The organism is Cupriavidus sp. WS (assembly GCF_000395345.1).
In the GTDB taxonomy this organism is placed as follows: Bacteria; Pseudomonadota; Gammaproteobacteria; order Burkholderiales; family Burkholderiaceae; genus Cupriavidus; species Cupriavidus basilensis_B.
The window spans coordinates 1-16,115 of record NZ_AQPL01000343.1; the positions used below are offsets into that span (position 1 = coordinate 1).

Genomic DNA, 16,115 nt, shown 5'->3' on the forward strand with positions numbered 1-16,115 from the left:
GGGGGGGGGGAGCCGTACCGGCTCGCGCCGGACCGCGCCGACGCCATCATCATCAATCACTGAGGGCCGTTCATGCAGGTGTATGCCGTCGGCGGCGCCATTCGCGACGCCCTGCTGGGCAAGCCCAGCCAGGACCGCGACTACGTGGTGGTGGGCGCGACCCCGGCCGAGATGGAAGCCGCCGGCTACAAGCCGGTCGGCAAGGATTTCCCGGTGTTCCTCCATCCACGGACCAGGGAGGAGTACGCGCTGGCCCGCACCGAGCGCAAGACCGCGGCCGGCTACAAGGGCTTCGCGTTCTACTGCGCGCCCGACGTCACGCTCGAGGACGACCTCGTGCGGCGCGACCTCACCATCAACGCGATGGCGCGCGCGGTCGATGCCGGCGGCGAGCTTGCCGGCCCGGTGATCGATCCCTACGGCGGCCGGCGCGACCTCGCCGCGCGCCAGTTCCGCCACGTCTCCGAGGCATTCGCCGAAGACCCGGTGCGCATCCTGCGCGTGGCCCGCTTCGCCGCGCGCTTCCACGACTTCACCGTGGCGCCGGACACGCTCGCGCTGATGCGCGGCATGGTCCAGGCCGGCGAGGTCGACGCGCTGGTGGCCGAGCGCGTCTGGCAGGAAATCGCGCGCGGCCTGATGGAGGCCCGGCCCTCGCGCATGTTCGAGGTGCTGCGCGACTGCGGCGCGCTGGCGCGCCTGCTGCCCGAGCTGGACCGGCTGTGGGGCGTGCCCCAGCGCGCCGACTACCACCCCGAGGTGGATACCGGCGTGCACGTGATGATGGTGGTCGATACCGCCGCCGGCATGGACGCGCCGCTGCCGGTGCGCTTCGCCGCGCTGGTGCACGACCTCGGCAAGGGCACCACGCCGGCCGACGTGCTGCCGCGCCACATCGGCCACGAGCAGCGCAGCGTGGCGCTGCTCGAAGACGTCTGCAAGCGCCTGCGCGTGCCCACCGAATGCCGCGACCTCGCGGTGGTGGTGGCGCGCGAGCACGGCAACATCCACCGCAGCGACGCCTTCGGCGCGGCCGCGCTGACGCGCCTGCTGGAGCGCTGCGACGCGCTGCGCAAGCCCGCGCGCTTCGCCGGCATTCTGCAGGCCTGCGAAGCCGACGCGCGCGGCCGGCTCGGCTTCGAGCAGCGCAGCTATCCGCAGGCGGCGCGGCTGATGGCGGCGCTGGCCGCGGCGGCGGCGGTGGATGCCGGCGCGGTGGCGCGGGAATGCGCCGGCAATGCCAGCCTCATCAAGGACCGCGTGCATGTGGCGCGGGTGGCGGCGGTGGAGGCGGCGCTGGGGGAAAGCGTCGGCATGAATGAGCGGAAATCTGATTAGATTCAGTATCAGAAATCGTATCTGATACGATATTTTCAGCCTAAGTCGAATCGATTCCGGTCGAGTTGATTAGAATTCGTGCTATTTTTAAAGCATGGTTGAAAATCCAAGGAAGCATCCAATCAAGCGCCTGCAGCTTGAGTTGCCCCGCGGCGCCCCTTTTGATCTGCAGGCCCTCCAGCGTCTCGACGTGTCCGCGCAGCTCGCCGCGCACTACGTGTCGAGCGGCTGGCTCCTGCGGCTGGCCCAGGGCGTCTACGCATTTCCCAACGATGCATTCGGCGTCTATGGCGCGCTTGGATTCCTCCGGCAGCGGGTGGCCGGGCTGCACGTCGGCGGCAAGAGCGCGCTGGCGCTGCAAGGCGTGCGGCACAATCTCGGCACGCGCGAAACGCTGACCCTGTGGGGCGATGCGCGCTTCGAGATACCGGACTGGTTCGCGTCGAGATTCCCGGCGCGCTATCGCCATGCGCGCCTGTTCGACTGGGCTGGAGAGAGCCTGGCCGGCAAGACGCTGGCCACGCCGCCGGGCCTGCCGGACGGCCTGCCGGTCTCCGTGCCCGAGCGCGCCATCCTCGAACTGCTCTATGACGTCGGGGTTCACCAGGGACTGGAGGAGGCGCGCAACCTCTTCGAAGGGCTGCGCAGCCCGCGCAAGGAACTCATGGGCCAGTTGCTGGCCTGTTGCACCAGCGTGAAGGCGGTCCGGCTTTTCCTGACCTGGGCCCGAGAGACCGGCGTGGTGGACGTGGATGCGCTGCTGGAACGGTTCCCGGTCCGCACCGGCAGCAACCGGCGCTGGATGAGCCGGCTGGACGACGGCACGCTGCTGAGCCTCAAGCCGCATGGATAAAGCCTACGCGGACACGGTCCGCTTGCTGCTCGACATCGCTCCCGATGTCTTCCGCAACGAGATATTTGCGCTGAAGGGCGGCACGGCGATCAACCTGTTCGTGCAGGACATGCCGCGGCTGTCCGTCGACATCGACGTGGTCTACGTCCCCAGGGACGCGCAGCGCGACGAGGCGATGCAGGAGATCGAGCGCGAACTGGGCGCCATCGCCGACCGCCTGGCGGCGCGTGGCCTCGGCGTGCGCCGCGTGCGAGGCGGAAAGGAAGATGCCGGCGCCAAGCTGCTCGTCGAGGCCGGCAACAGCCAGGTGAAGGTCGAAGTCAACATCGTCCTGCGCGGCACGGTGCTGCCGGTCGAACGGCGTCCGCTCATGGCGAGGACAGCGGACCGTTTCGGCGTCGAATTCGATCTGCCGGTCCTGGCTCCCGACGAACTCTACGCGGGCAAGCTGGTTGCCGCGATGGACCGCCAGCATCCACGCGACCTGTTCGACGTGTGGCAACTGCTCGGGTCGGGCGGCTTCACAGCGCAGATGGTCGAGTGCGTCGTCGTCTATCTCGCGGGCCATCCGCGCCCGCCGCACGAAATCCTGTTCGGCAATGACAAGGACATCGCCCGCGAGTACGAGCGCGCTTTCGCCGGCATGATGGAAATCGATTGCCCGCTGGAGACCCTGCTGGAAACGCGGAAGACGCTCAGACGAGAGCTGCCGCGCCGCTTCAGCGAGGCGCAACGGCGGTTCCTCGCGGGCCTGGTGCGCGCGCAACCCGACTGGTCCCTGCTGCAGCAGGCGCATGTCGCCGAGCTGCCGGCCATACGCTGGAAACTGCTGAACCTCGAGAGATTCCGCCGCGGCAAGCCGGAGGAGGCCGAACGGCAGGCGCGGGCGCTGGAAGCGGGGTTCTTGCAGTGAGGGGAATGACAACCGTCGGGCACCACTAGTGGCTTCGGCGCATCCGTTGGCTTGAGCGGTTTTGCCACATGCCCAAGGTTTGCTCCCCTCTCCCGCTCGCGGGAGACAGGCCGGGGGAGGGCCGGGAGAGGGCCGGCGCTCGCAGAACCGCTACCGCCACCGTCCCCGCCACCGAATCAGATCAGCTTCCCCACCAGCAACGCCACCATCGACAACAGGATCGTCGACGCGAACGGCAGCATGAAGTCGCGCCCGAACAGCCGGAAGCGCACGTCCCCGGGCAGCCGCCCCAGCCCCAGCTTCTGCAGCCACGGCAAGGCCGCCGACAGCACGATGACGGCGAGGAAGATGGTGAAGGTCCAGCGCAGCATGATGGGTGCCTGTGAGGTCGGGGTGCCTGACTATAGCGCCACGGCGTTACAGCGCGTGGCTGCGGTCGGCGCGCGCGAAGCCGGCCAGCGGCAGCGCGTCGTCGAGCCCGCGGGTCAGGGCGATGACCTTGAACAGCTCGCCCATCTCGGCCTCGGACAGCAGCTTCTGCACGGCGTTGGCGGCGGGCAGGAAGCTGTGCGTGTCGTTGGGGTCGAGCGCCATCAGCAGGTCGGTGATGCCGGCGTTCATCAGGAAGCGCGCCTGCGAGGCGAAGCCGGCCACGGTCAGGCCGGTGTCGGCGGCGGCGTGGGCGATGCCGCTGAAGTTGACGTGGGCGGTGATGTCCTGCAGCCCGGGGTAGAGGAACGGGTCCGGGTGCGCGTGATGGCGGTAGTGGCACATCAGCGTGCCGCCGGTGCGCTGCGGGTGGTAATACTCGGCGCCCGGGAAGCCGTAGTCGATGAAGAAGGCGGCGCCGCGCGCGAGCATCGCGCCGACCGCGCGCATGAAGCCTTCGGCCTCGGCGTGGGTCTCGGTGACGATGTCGTGGTCGCCGGGGATCGCGTGCAGCGCCTCGGGCAGGTCGCCGGCGGGCAGCGGGCGGTCGGAGAAGGCGAAGGCGTTGCCGCCCCGCGCCGTCTCGGCGCGATCTCCGGCGCCATCCTCGGCATCCGCCCGGACCACGCCGCGCTCGAGCCAGCGGCCGTGGCTGCGGGCGAACAGGCGTACCGGCATGGCATCGAGCACTTCGTTGCCGACGATGACGCCCTCGAAGCGCTCGGGCAGCGTGTCGAGCCACGCCACGCGCGCGGCCAGGTGCGGGGCGCGCTCGGCCAGCGTGGCCTGCTGGCGCGCGCGCAGCTCGCCGGAGAGCTCGACGATGGCATAGCGCGCGGGCAACTGGCCTTCCTGTTCTAGCGCCAGCAGCAGGTCGGCCGCCAGGCGGCCGGTGCCGGCGCCGAATTCGAGCAGTTGCGCCAGGCCGGGACGCGCCAGCAGCGGCGCGAACTGGCGCGCCAGCGTGCGGGCGAAGAACGGGCTCAGTTCGGGGGCGGTGATGAAGTCGCTGCCGTCGCGCGCGTCGCGGCCGAACTTGGCGGCGCCGCCGCTGTAATAGCCGAGGCCGGGCGCGTACAGCGCCAGCGCCATGTAGCGGTCGAAACCGAGCCAGCCGCCGGCTTCGTCGATGGCCTGGGCGATATGTGCGCCGAGCGTGGCAGAGGCGCTCAGCGCGTCCGCGGGGGGAAGGGGTAGACTAGCGCCTTTGTGCATATCGCGATTGTAGCAATGCCCGACTCCACATCTCCTGACTCCGCCTCGCCCGGCAGCGCCTGCGCCGCCGCTTCCGCGGCCGCCGCGCCGGCGCGCGGCGTCGCGCTCGTGACCGGCGCGGCGCGCCGGCTCGGCCGCGTGATCGCGCTGGAACTGGCCGCGCGCGGCTGGGACGTGGCCGTGCACTGCCACCGCTCGCTGGCCGAGGCCGAGGCGCTGGCCGAGCAGATCCGCGCGCGCGGCCGCCGCGCCGCGGTGCTGCAGGCCGACCTCGCCGACGAGGCCGCCACCGGTAAGCTGATCGCCGCCTGCACCGCGGCGCTGGGCGTGCCGGGCTGCCTGGTCAACAACGCCTCGCTGTTCCAGTACGACGTGGCCACCAGCTTCTCCTACGCCTCGCTCGACACGCACATGCGCACCAACGTGGCGGCGCCGCTGCTGCTGTCGCGCGAGCTGCACCGCGCGCTGCCCGAAGGGCAGACCGGCGTGGTGATCAACCTGCTGGACCAGAAGCTGGACAACCTCAACCCGGATTTCCTGTCCTACACGCTGTCCAAGGCGGCGCTGCAGACCGCCACCGTGCAGCTGGCCCAGGCGCTCGCGCCCAAGCTGCGCGTGGTGGGCGTGGCGCCCGGCATCACGATGGTCTCGGCCGACCAGTCCGGCTCCGGCTTCCGGCGCGCGCACTGCATGACGCCGCTGGGCCACTCGTCCACGCCGGAGGACATCGCGCAGGCGGTGGCCTACCTGGCCGAGGCGCGCGCCGTGACCGGCACCACGCTCTACGTCGATGGCGGGCAGCACCTGATGCCGCTCGCGCGCGACGTGATGTTCCTCACCGAATGACGCTTTGACGTACCCGGCGCGCGGCCGCGACCCGGCCCGCGCGCCTTCCCGACCCGTTTTTCCCCATCATGACCATGCTCGCCGCCCTTACCCACCCCAGCCTGCAAGACTGCCGCCGCATGTTCCTGCGCAACTATGAAGTGCAGATCAACATCGGCGTGCACGAATTCGAGAAAAAGGGCGAGCAGCGCGTGCTGATCAACATCGACCTGTTCGTGCCGCTGGCGCAGAGCACGCCCCAGGAAGACAAGCTGCAGGAAGTGGTGGACTACGACTTCATGCGCAACACCGTGGCCGAGCGCATGGCGCAGGGCCACGTGCACCTGCAGGAAACGCTGTGCGACGACGTGGCGCGCGCCATGCTCCGGCATCCCAAGGTGCGCGCCGTGCGCGTCTCGACCGAGAAGCCGGACGTGTACCCGGACTGCGATTCGGTCGGCGTCGAGGTGTTCCACATCAAGGCGGCCGAGGCGATATAAGGCCATCGGGCGCGCCAGCACGTCGCCCAAACGCCGCCGCAAACTTCGCACAAGCGCCGCACAAACGCCCAAACGCCGCACAAACGCGGCCAGCGACCGCCCAATGAGCGCATGCGGCGGCACGAAGCCGCGCAACGCCGCCGGCCGCCGTCCGGCGCGGCCGGCGTGCTCACGCTAAAATACCGGGCTGTCCGGCCACGGACCGGACCCGGCGGCACCGCGCGAGTTACCTACAAGTGATGTAAGGGTGACTCACAAGCGACGCACGTGCCGCGCCGCAAGCCGTTCCGCCCCCCGCATTCCCGATCAGAGCGCCATGACCGCCACCACGCATTCCAAGAACTTCTTCCGCCTGGAAACCTACCTCCAGTCGCAGACGGGCCGCGCCATCGGCGACTTCAAGATGATCGAGGACGGCGACACGGTGCTGGTGTGCCTGTCCGGCGGCAAGGACTCGTACACCATGCTGTCGGTGCTGATGGCGCTGCAGAAGCGCGCGCCGATCGACTTCAAGCTGATCGCGATGAACCTCGACCAGAAGCAGCCCGGCTTTCCCGCCGACGTGCTGCCGGCCTACCTCAAGTCGGTCGGGGTCGAGTACGTGATCGTGGACGCCGACACCTATTCCATCGTCAAGGAGAAGGTGCCCGAGGGCAAGACCACCTGCTCGCTGTGCTCGCGCCTGCGCCGCGGCGTGATCTACCGCACCGCCAAGGAGCTGGGCGCCAACAAGATCGCGCTGGGCCACCACCGCGACGACATCGTCCAGACCTTCTTCCTGAACCTGTTCTTCGGCGGCAAGATGAAGGCCATGCCGCCCAAGCTGGCCACCGACGACGGCCAGCACATCGTGATCCGCCCGCTGGCCTACTGCCCCGAGAAGGACATCGCCGCCTACGCGCGCGCGATGGCCTACCCGATCATCCCGTGCAACCTGTGCGGCTCGCAGGAGAACCTGCAGCGCAAGAAGGTCAAGGAGATGCTGCTGGAGTGGGAGCGCCAGAACCCGGGCCGCATCGACAACATCTTCGCGGCGCTGCGCAGCGTGGTGCCGTCGCACCTGGCCGACACCGAGCTGTTCGACTTCAACGGCCTGGCCACCGGGCTGGCCAAGGTGGACGAGGCCATGCTGTTCGGCCAGACCGCGTTTTCCCAGCAGCCGCTGGTGTTCGCCGGCGGCATGGAAGAGAACAAGCTGGAGTTCGTGCGCTTCGAGAAGTCCGCGCCGGCGGACACGCAGCCGGCCGGCGCGGAGTAAGGGCCGGGCGGCGGGGGACGCCGCGGGCGCCCGGCCGACGCCTGCGACCGTCGCCTGCGATGGCCGCCTTCGGCGGCCGCCCTCAGTTGTCCGCCCGGGCCGGCAGGGCACCGGCGGTCTTGCCGGACTGGCCTTCGCGCATCAGCGCGTTGGCGTCGTCGATCCATTTCTGGAAGCGCTCGGCCGCGTGGTGCTTCTGCTCGGGCGTGGTCAGGTTGGCGATGGTGGCCGTCAGCACCAGCCCGGCCTCGTTGTTGGCGTCGTAGCGCGCGTCGCGCTCGCGCGTCGGCGGGTTCTGCCAGTGGTCGCCGTAGCGCTTGAGCATGTCCACCACCTGGGCGCGGGGCGGATGGGTGGCCTGCACCTGCCGCGCCAGCGCCAGCCATTCCTGCTGGCGCTTGACGCGCTCGTCGTAGCGCGCCTCGGCGCCCTGCACCACCGGCCCGATCGCGCGGCGGATGGCGTCTTCCTGCTCGTCGGAGAAGCGCCCGTAGACCAGGCGGGCATAGTCCATCACCTTGTCGAAGCGGGCCTCGGCGCGCGCGGACGGGTCGGGGCGCAGGTATTCCTTGCGGTACTTGGCGTTGGCGTCGCTGAATTTCTTCTCCATGCGGGCGATCTGCTCGGGCGCGAGCGTCAGCAGCAGGTCGGCCACGTCCGGCGCGGAGCGGTCGAACGCCACCCGCGCCAGGCGCTGGGCGCCTTCCTGGATGCGGGCCACCTCGGCCGGCGTGACCGGCTGCTGCACCTCGCTGCGGGCCTGGCGCAGCAGGCCGGCGATCTCGGGCAACTGCTCGCGGCGGTGCCAGGCAAAGAAGCGGGCGATGGCGTCGCGCATGGGCGGCTCCTGGCTGGCCGACACGTCCACGTAGTTGTCGACCCACCAGAACGCCAGCCGGTCGCCCTGCTGGTAGCCCAGTTTCAGTGCATTGCAGGCGCTCAGCGCCAGCACGGCGCCGGCCAAGGCCAGGTGCCGCAAGCCGCGCAAAAACGTGAGATTTGGTGACAAACTGCGTAAAACCCCCATGATAGAATCCTTTCCCGCGCGATCCGGCGCTTCCCCCGGCGCTGCCGCGCGCGCCCGGCCCCCCTCCGTGGTGGGCTGTGCCGCGCGCCCCGGAAACCCGATCATCCGGCCGGCGGGTGCGTTCGTCCCCGACTCGGTCCGGAGGGCGGCTTCAAACGGTTTCATGGACACACTCACTTAGGATCCTCCTTGTGAATATCGTCATTCTCGCTGCGGGAATGGGCAAGCGGATGAATTCCGCGCTGCCCAAGGTACTGCATCCGCTCGCCGGCCGGCCGCTGCTTGCGCATGTGATTGCGACGGCCCGCCAATTGTCGCCGACGCGGCTGGTGGTGGTGGTCGGGCACGGCGCCGAGCGCGTGCGCGAGGCCGTGGGCGCGGACGACGTCGCCTTCGCCCTGCAGGCCGAGCAGCTCGGCACCGGCCACGCCGTGGCGCAGGCGCTGCCGCTGCTCGACGACAGCCGGCCCACGCTGGTGCTCTACGGCGACGTGCCGCTGACCGAGCCGGCCACGCTGCGGCGCCTGGTGGCCGAGGCCGGCGCGGAGCGCTTCGGCATCCTCACCGTGGAGATGGACGATCCCACCGGCTACGGCCGCATCGTGCGCGAGGGCGGCGACAACACCGGCAGCATCACGCGCATCGTCGAGCAGAAGGACGCCAGCGCGGCGCAGCGCGCCATCCGCGAGATCAACACCGGCATCATCATGGCGCCCACCGGCCACCTGCGCCGCTGGCTGTCCACGCTGCGCAACGACAACGCCCAGGGCGAGTACTACCTGACCGACACCGTCGAGCGCGCCGTCGCCGACGGCGTGGAAGTGGTCTCGGCGCAGCCCGGCGCGCTGTGGGAGACGCTCGGCGTCAACAGCAAGGTGCAGCTGGCCGAGCTCGAGCGCATCCACCAGCGCAACCTCGCGCAGCGCCTGCTCGAGGCCGGCGTGACGCTGATGGACCCGGCGCGCATCGACATCCGCGGCGAGCTGACCTGCGGGCGCGACGTGACCATCGACGTCAACTGCGTGTTCGAAGGCCGCGTGCACCTCGAAGACGGCGCCCATGTCGGCGCCAATTGCGTGATCCGCAACAGCACCGTCGGCGCCGGCGCGCACCTGCAGCCGTTCTGCCACTTCGAGGACGCCAGCGTGGGCGCGCACGGCCGCATCGGCCCGTATGCGCGGCTGCGCCCCGGCACCGTGCTGGGCGAGGACGTGCACATCGGCAATTTCGTCGAGGTCAAGAACAGCCAGATCGCCGCGCACAGCAAGGCCAACCACCTCGCCTACGTGGGCGACGCCACGGTCGGCTCGCGCGTCAACATCGGCGCCGGCACCATCACCTGCAACTACGACGGCGCCAACAAGCACCGCACCGTGATCGAGGACGACGTCTTCATCGGCTCCGACTCGCAGCTGGTGGCGCCCGTGACCGTGCGGCGCGGCGCCACGCTCGGCGCCGGCACCACGCTGACCAAGGACGCGCCGGCCGGCAAGCTGACGCTGTCGCGCGCCAAGCAGATGACCCTCGACGGCTGGCAGCGTCCGGTCAAGCAGGCAAAGAAATAACCCCCGCCTCCGCGCGGCCCGGGAAAAGCCGGGCGGCATTGGCAATACGCGGGTAACGGCGCCGCCGTTACCGCGCAAACCAACCGGCGCGGCCATGACCGCGCCTATCGGGAGAAAACTATGTGCGGCATCGTCGGCGCGGTTTCCACGCGCAACATCGTACCGGTCCTGATCGAAGGCCTGCGCCGCCTCGAATACCGCGGCTATGACTCGTGCGGCGTGGCCGTGGTGCGCGAAGGCGCGCTCGAGCGCGCGCGCACCGTCTCGCGCGTGGCCGACCTGGACGAGCAGACCCGCGCCTCCGGCCTGGCCGGCTTCACCGGCGTGGCGCATACGCGCTGGGCCACCCACGGCAAGCCCGACACCACCAACGCCCACCCGCATTTCTCGGGCGAGACCATCGCGCTGGTGCACAACGGCATCATCGAGAACTACGAGCCGCTGCGCGAGGAACTGCGCGCGGCCGGCTACGGCTTCGAGTCGCAGACCGACACCGAGGTCGTGGCCCACCTGATCCACCAGGCCTACAGCTACCCGAGCAGCGCCACGCGCGGCGACCTGTTCGCCTCGGTGCGCGCCGTGACCAAGCGCCTGCACGGCGCCTACGCCATCGCCGTGTTCGCCAAGGACCATCCCGAGCGCGTGGTCGGCGCGCGCGCCGGCTCGCCGCTGGTGGTGGCGCTGGGCGAGAACGAGTCGTTCCTGGCCTCGGACGCGCTGGCCGTGGCCGGCACGGCCAACCACATCATCTACCTCGAAGAGGGCGACGTGGTCGAGCTGACCCGCGAGGGCGCCACCATCCGCGACCTGCACGACCACCTGGTCGAGCGCGAGGTGCGCGTGGTCGAGACCCACGCCGCGGCGGTCGAGCTGGGCCCGTACCGCCACTTCATGCAGAAGGAAATCTTCGAGCAGCCGCGCGCGCTCGGCGACACCCTCGAAGGCGTGGACGCCATCGTGCCCGAACTGTTCGGCGCCAACGCGGCGAGCGTGTTCGCCGAGATCGACAGCATCCTGATCCTGGCCTGCGGCACCAGCTACTACTCGGGCTGCACCGCCAAGTACTGGCTGGAGGCGGTGGCGAAGATCCCGACCCAGGTCGAGGTCGCCAGCGAATACCGCTACCGCGAGACCGTGCCCAACCCGCGCGCGCTGGTGGTGGTGATCTCGCAGTCCGGCGAGACCGCCGACACGATGGCCGCGCTGCGCCACGCCAAGTCGCTCGGCCACACCCACACGCTGGCCGTGTGCAACGTGTCCACCAGCGCGATGGTGCGCGAGACCGAGCTGCGCTTCCTGACCCGCGCCGGCACCGAGATCGGCGTGGCCTCCACCAAGGCCTTCACCACCCAGCTCGCCGCGCTGTACATGCTGACGCTGGCGCTGGCCAAGGTGCGCGGCAGGCTGACCGCCGAGGCCGAGGCCGCCGCGCTGACCAACCTGCGCCACCTGCCGGTCGCGCTGCATGGCGTGCTGGCGCTGGAGCCGCAGATCATCTCGTGGTCCGAGGACTTCGCCCGCCGCGAGAACGCGCTGTTCCTGGGCCGCGGCCTGCATTATCCGATCGCGCTCGAAGGCGCGCTCAAGCTCAAGGAAATCTCGTACATCCACGCCGAGGCCTACCCGGCCGGCGAGCTCAAGCACGGCCCGCTGGCGCTGGTGACGGAGGCCATGCCGGTGGTCACGGTGGCGCCCAACGACGCGCTGCTGGAAAAGCTCAAGTCCAACATCCAGGAAGTGCGCGCGCGCGGCGGCCGCCTGTACGTGTTCGCCGACAGCGACACCCACATCCAGTCGAGCGAAGGCATCCAGGTGATCCGCCTGCCCGAGCACTACGGCGACCTCTCGCCGATCCTGCACGTGGTGCCGCTGCAGCTGCTGGCCTATCACACGGCCTGCGCGCGCGGCACGGACGTCGACAAGCCGCGCAACCTGGCCAAGTCGGTCACGGTCGAGTAAGCGGCATAGCGGGCGCCGGCGCGGCCCGCGCGAGATACGGGCGGGCTCGCCGCACGGCCGCGGCGGGTTTGTCCCGGCTGCGTCGGACATGCGCTTCCATCCCGCGCCGCCCCGGGCGAGGCAACTTTGCCCGGGAGGCGGGCGGGGAACGTGGTTCACGAGCCGAGTGTCGGCCAGGACCGCGCCGGCCGCTATCGGCCGTCCGCCTACACGGCAGCGCGACGGCAGCGCGCTCCGCGCTGCCTGAGCCTTTGTCTCCGGGCGTCCCGGGACTTCGTCATGCTCCACCATCCACCACGATGGCCGGCCGGCAGGCGATCGCCCGCGCGGTCCGCGCCGGTCCCGGTGCGGGGCGCCGACCGCGTCGGCGTGCGCATCTCGCCGTCGGGCAAACCGGGCAAACCGGGCAAATGGGGCGGCATCCGCGCAGCGATCCGCGGGCCGCCTCCAGCCAAGCGGCGCAAGTACGAGACACGCGTGGACTGCCTGTCCGCATGTGACCGCGCCGCGCGTCAACGGGGAGGGACGCCATCTCGCATCGCGGCCATGCTCCCCCTCGCGCTCCCTGAGGGCGCACTTCACCGCCCCGATCATCGCCGCCGCGCCGCCGCTGCCGGCGCGGGACCCGGCAGTCGACCTTTGTCGCGTCATCGGGATGTGGCAAACTCCCGCGCGGAAGCGGTTCGGCGCGCGCCCGGTCCGGCCAGCGAAAGGCGGGCCGGAGCGGCGCCAGGCCGTTTACTGCTCCTGGAGTGGCATGGGCAGCACCGGCCCCGGGTTTCCCGGAGGGATGGGTAAGGATCCCGCCGGCCCGCGGCCCACGCCAAGACCAAAGACCTGCCCGGCACAGGGCACCCCGCCGCGCCAGCCGCCGCGGGAAGACTAGAAGCTTCACCGTTGTCGTATATGTGGCCGGGAATCACCGATTCGCCGTGCCGCGCACTTTGTCTCGGGAATGATTCATGATTGGCTTGCCGGGCGGCTGGGATGCCGCCCGGAGTGGGGGGCCGCGCCGGCCAGGAGACGCGTTGGCGCGGGATGCTTGCGGCCGGCGTGGCGGGGCCTGGCGCTGGTCTGCCTGCTGATGGCGCGCGCCGCGGCGGCCGACGATGGCCCGCTGCTGCTGCAAGGCACGGCCGTGTCCTGGCTGCGCGACCCCGGCGGCCGCCTCGGCATCGCCCAGGTGGCGGCGGCCGGCGGCTTCGCGCCGCTGCGCGGCAGCCTGCGCGCGGGCCGCTCGCAGGACGCTTTCTGGCTGCGGGTGGTGCTGCCGCCCGCCGTGCGCGACAGCGGGCACCTGCTGGAGGTGTCTCCGGGCGGGCTGGCCGACGTGCGCCTGTACGAGGGCCGCGGCGGCGCCTGGCGCGAGCGCCCCGGCGGCGGCGCCGTGCCGTTCCGGCAGCGCGAGATGCCCGTGCGCGGCGCGGTCTTCCGGCTGGCGCGCCCGCGCCCCGGCGACGTGCTGTACCTGCGCATCCGCACCGGGCAGGCGATGGCGGCCGAGCTGCGCCTGTGGCGGGAGCCCGCGCTGCAGGCCGCGGCCGGCGTCGCCACGCTCGGCGCCGGCATGTACCTGGGCCTGATGCTGACGGTGGCGCTGTTCAACCTGGCCGGCTGGCTGGTGACGCGGCGCGGCCTGTACGGCTTGTTCGCGCTGTTCGTGGCCGCCGGCGCGCTGCGCTGGTTCGTCTCCGGCGGGCTGGCCGGCCAGTTCCTGTTCCCCGCCGGCCCCGCCGTGCCGCAGCCGCTGGCCGACGCGCTGCTGGCCCTGCAGGCGCTGTGCGCCAACCTGTTCCGCATCCGGCTGCTGCAGCTGCGCGAGCGCGCCCCGCGCCTGCTGCGCTATTTCCAGGGCCTGGTGCTGCTCGGCGCGCTGGCCGTGGCCGCCGCGCCGACCGGCCACTTCACCGCCGCGATGCGCCTGCTTTACGCGGCCACGCTGGCTGGCCACGTGCTGTCGGTGCCGGTGTACGCCAGCCTGTGGCGCACCGGCGGGGCGGCCGGGCGCCTGATCGTGGCGGCGCTGCTGCTGTATTGCGCGGTGCTGCTGCCGGCCATGCTCGGCGCGCTCGGGCTGGTGCCGCTGCATCCGCTCGCGCTGCAGGCCGCGCAGCTCGTGGACCTGCCCGCGGTGCTGGCGCTGCACCTGGTGCTGATGCTGCGCATGCGCGACGCCGAGCGCGAGCGCAACCAGGCCATGCTGCAGGCCAGCCACGCCGTTGCCGCCACCGAGCGCGAGCGTGGCGCGCGCGAAGAGCAGGACCGCCTGCTGGCCATGATGGAGCACGAAGTGCGCACGCCGGCGGCGGTGATCGACGCCGCCGCCCACAGCCTGCGCCTGCTCGACGATGCCCGCCCCGACCGCGCCCAGCGCGACAGCCGCTACCAGAGCATCCGCCTCGCCGTGCGGCGGCTGACGCTGCTGAGCGAGCTGGCCGAGGCGCGCGAGCGGCTGGCGCCCGGCGACGGACACCAGCCAGCCGAGCCCTTCGACCTGCACGGGCTCAGCCGCCAGGTGCTGGCCACGCTGGAGCCGCAGGCCGCGGCGCGGGTCGCGCTGGCGGTGCGGGCCGGCCCGGCCGGCGAGGCGCCGCCGCAGCTGGCCGGAGACGCGCGCCTGATGCATTTCGCGCTGCTCAACCTGGTCGACAACGCGCTCAAGCACGCCTACCCGGACACGGCCATCCGCATCGACATCGCCGCCCGCGGCCATCTGGGCCGGCGCGGCGTGGCCTGGCGCATCCGCGACCACGGCCCGGGCGTGCCGCCCGGCAAGGAAGAGGCCATCTTCGAGAAATTCCAGCGGTTCGACGAGCGCGCCGGGCATCCCGGGCTCGGCCTCGGGCTGCCGCTGGCGCGCCGCATCGCCGAGCTGCACGGCGGCGCGCTGCGCTGCGAGCCGGACTGGCGCGCGGGCGCCTGCTTCGCGCTGTGGCTGCCGGAGGCCCCATGATGTGCAACCGCCTTGCCGCGCCTGTCGCCAGTTCCGCGGCACCGCGCGCGCCCATCGCCCTGGTGGACGACAACGCGCTGCTGTGCGCCGAGCTGCTGTTCCATCTCGCCCATGCGGGCTACGCGCCCACCGGGCTGGCCCACGGCGCGGCGCTCGACGCGCACCTGGCCAGCGAGCCGTGCCGGCTGGTGGTGCTCGACCTCGGCCTGCCCGGCGAGGACGGGCTCTCGATCTGCGAGCGCCTGCGCCGCACGCGGCCCGAGCTCGGCATCGTGGTGCTGACCGGGCGCGGCACGCTGCAGCACCGGCTCGACGGCCTGCGCGGCGGCGCCGACGCCTATCTCGTCAAGCCGGTGCCGGTCGAGGAGCTGCTGCTGGTGATTGCCAACCTGCTGCGCCGGCTCGATGCCGCGCCCGATGCCGGGCCGGCGCCGCAGGCGGACGGCGCGCCGGCGTGGCGCCTCGACGCGCGCCGCCTGCTCGCCACCACGCCGGCCGGCCGCGCGCTGATCCTGACGCGCGTGGAATGCCTGCTGCTGCGGGCGCTCGCGCGCAGCGCGCCGTGCCCGGCCACGCGCCGGCAGCTGGTCGAGGCGCTGGGCGGCAACTACCTGGAGTTCGACGAGCACCGCATCGAGGTCGCGGTCAGCCGCCTGCGCGGCAAGCTCGCGCGGGCCTGGCCCCACGCGCCGGCCATCCGCACCGTGCGCGGCGTCGGCTACCTGCTGGTGCAGCCGTGGCTGGCTGTCACCGCCTAGGGCGCGCGGGACGGCGAGACGCGGTGTGCCTCAGTGAGCATTTGTGAGCTTTGCCGCCGCGTATTTTTGTAAGCTGCTTCGCCACGGGCGCGGCGCCTCGAGACGCCATCGCGCCATGACGGCAACGCCGTCGCGGCGGAATCATCCTTCTCCTGCGCGACGCGGCAAATGCGAGAGATACGAAGCATGGAGCAGGGATGAGGCAGGGCGAGCTATTGGGCAGGGTGGCGGACGGCGCGGTCCTGCGCATCACCCGCGACCCCTGGGGCAATCTGTTGCCCAGTGTGACGCTGTCCGGGCCGGGGCCGCAAGACCAGGCCGAGGTCGTGCACTGCTGGCAGATCGGCAAGATGGTGCACGCGGGTCTGCTGACCTACGACAAGGGCGCGCCGGAACTGTCGGACCAGCTGGTGCCGACGGCGGCCGGGCTGGCGGCGGGGCGGGCCTGGAACCGCGCGAAGACGCGCGGCGAAGGGTAGGGCGGGGCAAACAGCGCGGACGGGGCGGGCAGGCCGCCGCGCG

14 protein-coding genes are annotated in these 16,115 nt (G+C 71.4%); 11 read left to right on the plus strand and 3 right to left on the minus strand.

Translation table 11 applies throughout. The features are described from left to right. Positions 1-72: 72 nt before the first annotated feature. The 3 genes from K206_RS0125595 (at position 73) to K206_RS0125605 (ending at position 3,104) form a co-directional block, all read left to right on the plus strand. Complete coding sequence (locus tag K206_RS0125595) at positions 73-1,338, plus strand: multifunctional CCA addition/repair protein (RefSeq protein ID WP_020205232.1); 1,266 nt, start codon at positions 73-75, stop codon at positions 1,336-1,338. 94 nt (positions 1,339-1,432) lie between these two features. Then, positions 1,433-2,191 (plus strand): type IV toxin-antitoxin system AbiEi family antitoxin domain-containing protein, encoded by a 759-nt coding sequence (locus tag K206_RS0125600; RefSeq protein WP_029044084.1) that lies wholly within the window; start codon positions 1,433-1,435, stop codon positions 2,189-2,191. Then, on the plus strand, positions 2,184-3,104 hold the full coding sequence (locus tag K206_RS0125605; protein WP_029044085.1) for a nucleotidyl transferase AbiEii/AbiGii toxin family protein: 921 nt from the start codon (positions 2,184-2,186) through the stop codon (positions 3,102-3,104). Before K206_RS0125600 ends, K206_RS0125605 begins: the two co-directional genes overlap by 8 nt. A 176-nt stretch (positions 3,105-3,280) precedes the next feature. Here the strand turns inward: K206_RS0125605 and K206_RS0125610 are convergent, their stop codons facing one another. Together K206_RS0125610 and K206_RS0125615 are read right to left on the minus strand one after the other, a co-directional pair. Beyond that, a complete protein-coding gene (locus tag K206_RS0125610) occupies positions 3,281-3,475 on the minus strand; it encodes a DUF2905 domain-containing protein (RefSeq protein ID WP_020205235.1) in 195 nt (64 codons plus the stop codon). A gap of 46 nt (positions 3,476-3,521) precedes the next feature. Further along, positions 3,522-4,748, minus strand: a complete 1,227-nt coding sequence (locus K206_RS0125615; protein WP_020205236.1) for a class I SAM-dependent methyltransferase — start codon at positions 4,746-4,748, stop codon at positions 3,522-3,524. A 15-nt stretch (positions 4,749-4,763) separates the two neighbouring features. On the opposite strand from K206_RS0125615, the gene K206_RS0125620 reads away from it, so the two are divergent. The 3 genes from K206_RS0125620 to ttcA all read left to right on the plus strand — a co-directional run bounded on the left by K206_RS0125620 (position 4,764) and on the right by ttcA (position 7,331). After that, a complete protein-coding gene (locus K206_RS0125620) occupies positions 4,764-5,594 on the plus strand; it encodes an SDR family oxidoreductase (protein ID WP_020205237.1) in 831 nt (276 codons plus the stop codon). A 68-nt stretch (positions 5,595-5,662) separates the two neighbouring features. Next, positions 5,663-6,073, plus strand: a complete 411-nt coding sequence (locus tag K206_RS0125625; RefSeq protein WP_029044086.1) for a dihydroneopterin aldolase — start codon at positions 5,663-5,665, stop codon at positions 6,071-6,073. 316 nt (positions 6,074-6,389) lie between these two features. Beyond that, positions 6,390-7,331 (plus strand): tRNA 2-thiocytidine(32) synthetase TtcA, encoded by a 942-nt coding sequence (ttcA, locus tag K206_RS0125630; RefSeq protein ID WP_020205239.1) that lies wholly within the window; start codon positions 6,390-6,392, stop codon positions 7,329-7,331. An 82-nt stretch (positions 7,332-7,413) separates the two neighbouring features. Here the strand turns inward: ttcA and K206_RS0125635 are convergent, their stop codons facing one another. Beyond that, complete coding sequence (locus K206_RS0125635; RefSeq protein ID WP_020423905.1) at positions 7,414-8,295, minus strand: DUF6279 family lipoprotein; 882 nt, start codon at positions 8,293-8,295, stop codon at positions 7,414-7,416. Between the two features lie 254 nt (positions 8,296-8,549). On the opposite strand from K206_RS0125635, the gene glmU reads away from it, so the two are divergent. From glmU to K206_RS0125660, 5 genes are all read left to right on the plus strand, one after another. Continuing rightward, positions 8,550-9,923 carry a bifunctional UDP-N-acetylglucosamine diphosphorylase/glucosamine-1-phosphate N-acetyltransferase GlmU gene (gene glmU / locus K206_RS0125640; RefSeq protein WP_029044087.1) on the plus strand — a complete coding sequence of 458 codons (1,374 nt, stop codon included), beginning with the start codon at positions 8,550-8,552 and terminating at the stop codon, positions 9,921-9,923. 120 nt (positions 9,924-10,043) lie between these two features. Next, positions 10,044-11,882, plus strand: a complete 1,839-nt coding sequence (gene glmS, locus K206_RS0125645; RefSeq protein WP_020205242.1) for a glutamine--fructose-6-phosphate transaminase (isomerizing) — start codon at positions 10,044-10,046, stop codon at positions 11,880-11,882. 1,042 nt (positions 11,883-12,924) lie between these two features. Beyond that, positions 12,925-14,835, plus strand: a complete 1,911-nt coding sequence (locus tag K206_RS0125650; protein ID WP_020205243.1) for a sensor histidine kinase — start codon at positions 12,925-12,927, stop codon at positions 14,833-14,835. After that, positions 14,832-15,593 (plus strand): response regulator transcription factor, encoded by a 762-nt coding sequence (locus K206_RS0125655; RefSeq protein WP_020205244.1) that lies wholly within the window; start codon positions 14,832-14,834, stop codon positions 15,591-15,593. The genes K206_RS0125650 and K206_RS0125655 overlap by 4 nt, the downstream gene beginning before the upstream one ends. 197 nt (positions 15,594-15,790) lie before the next feature. Continuing rightward, complete coding sequence (locus tag K206_RS0125660) at positions 15,791-16,072, plus strand: hypothetical protein (protein WP_043367095.1); 282 nt, start codon at positions 15,791-15,793, stop codon at positions 16,070-16,072. Positions 16,073-16,115: the final 43 nt, after the last annotated feature.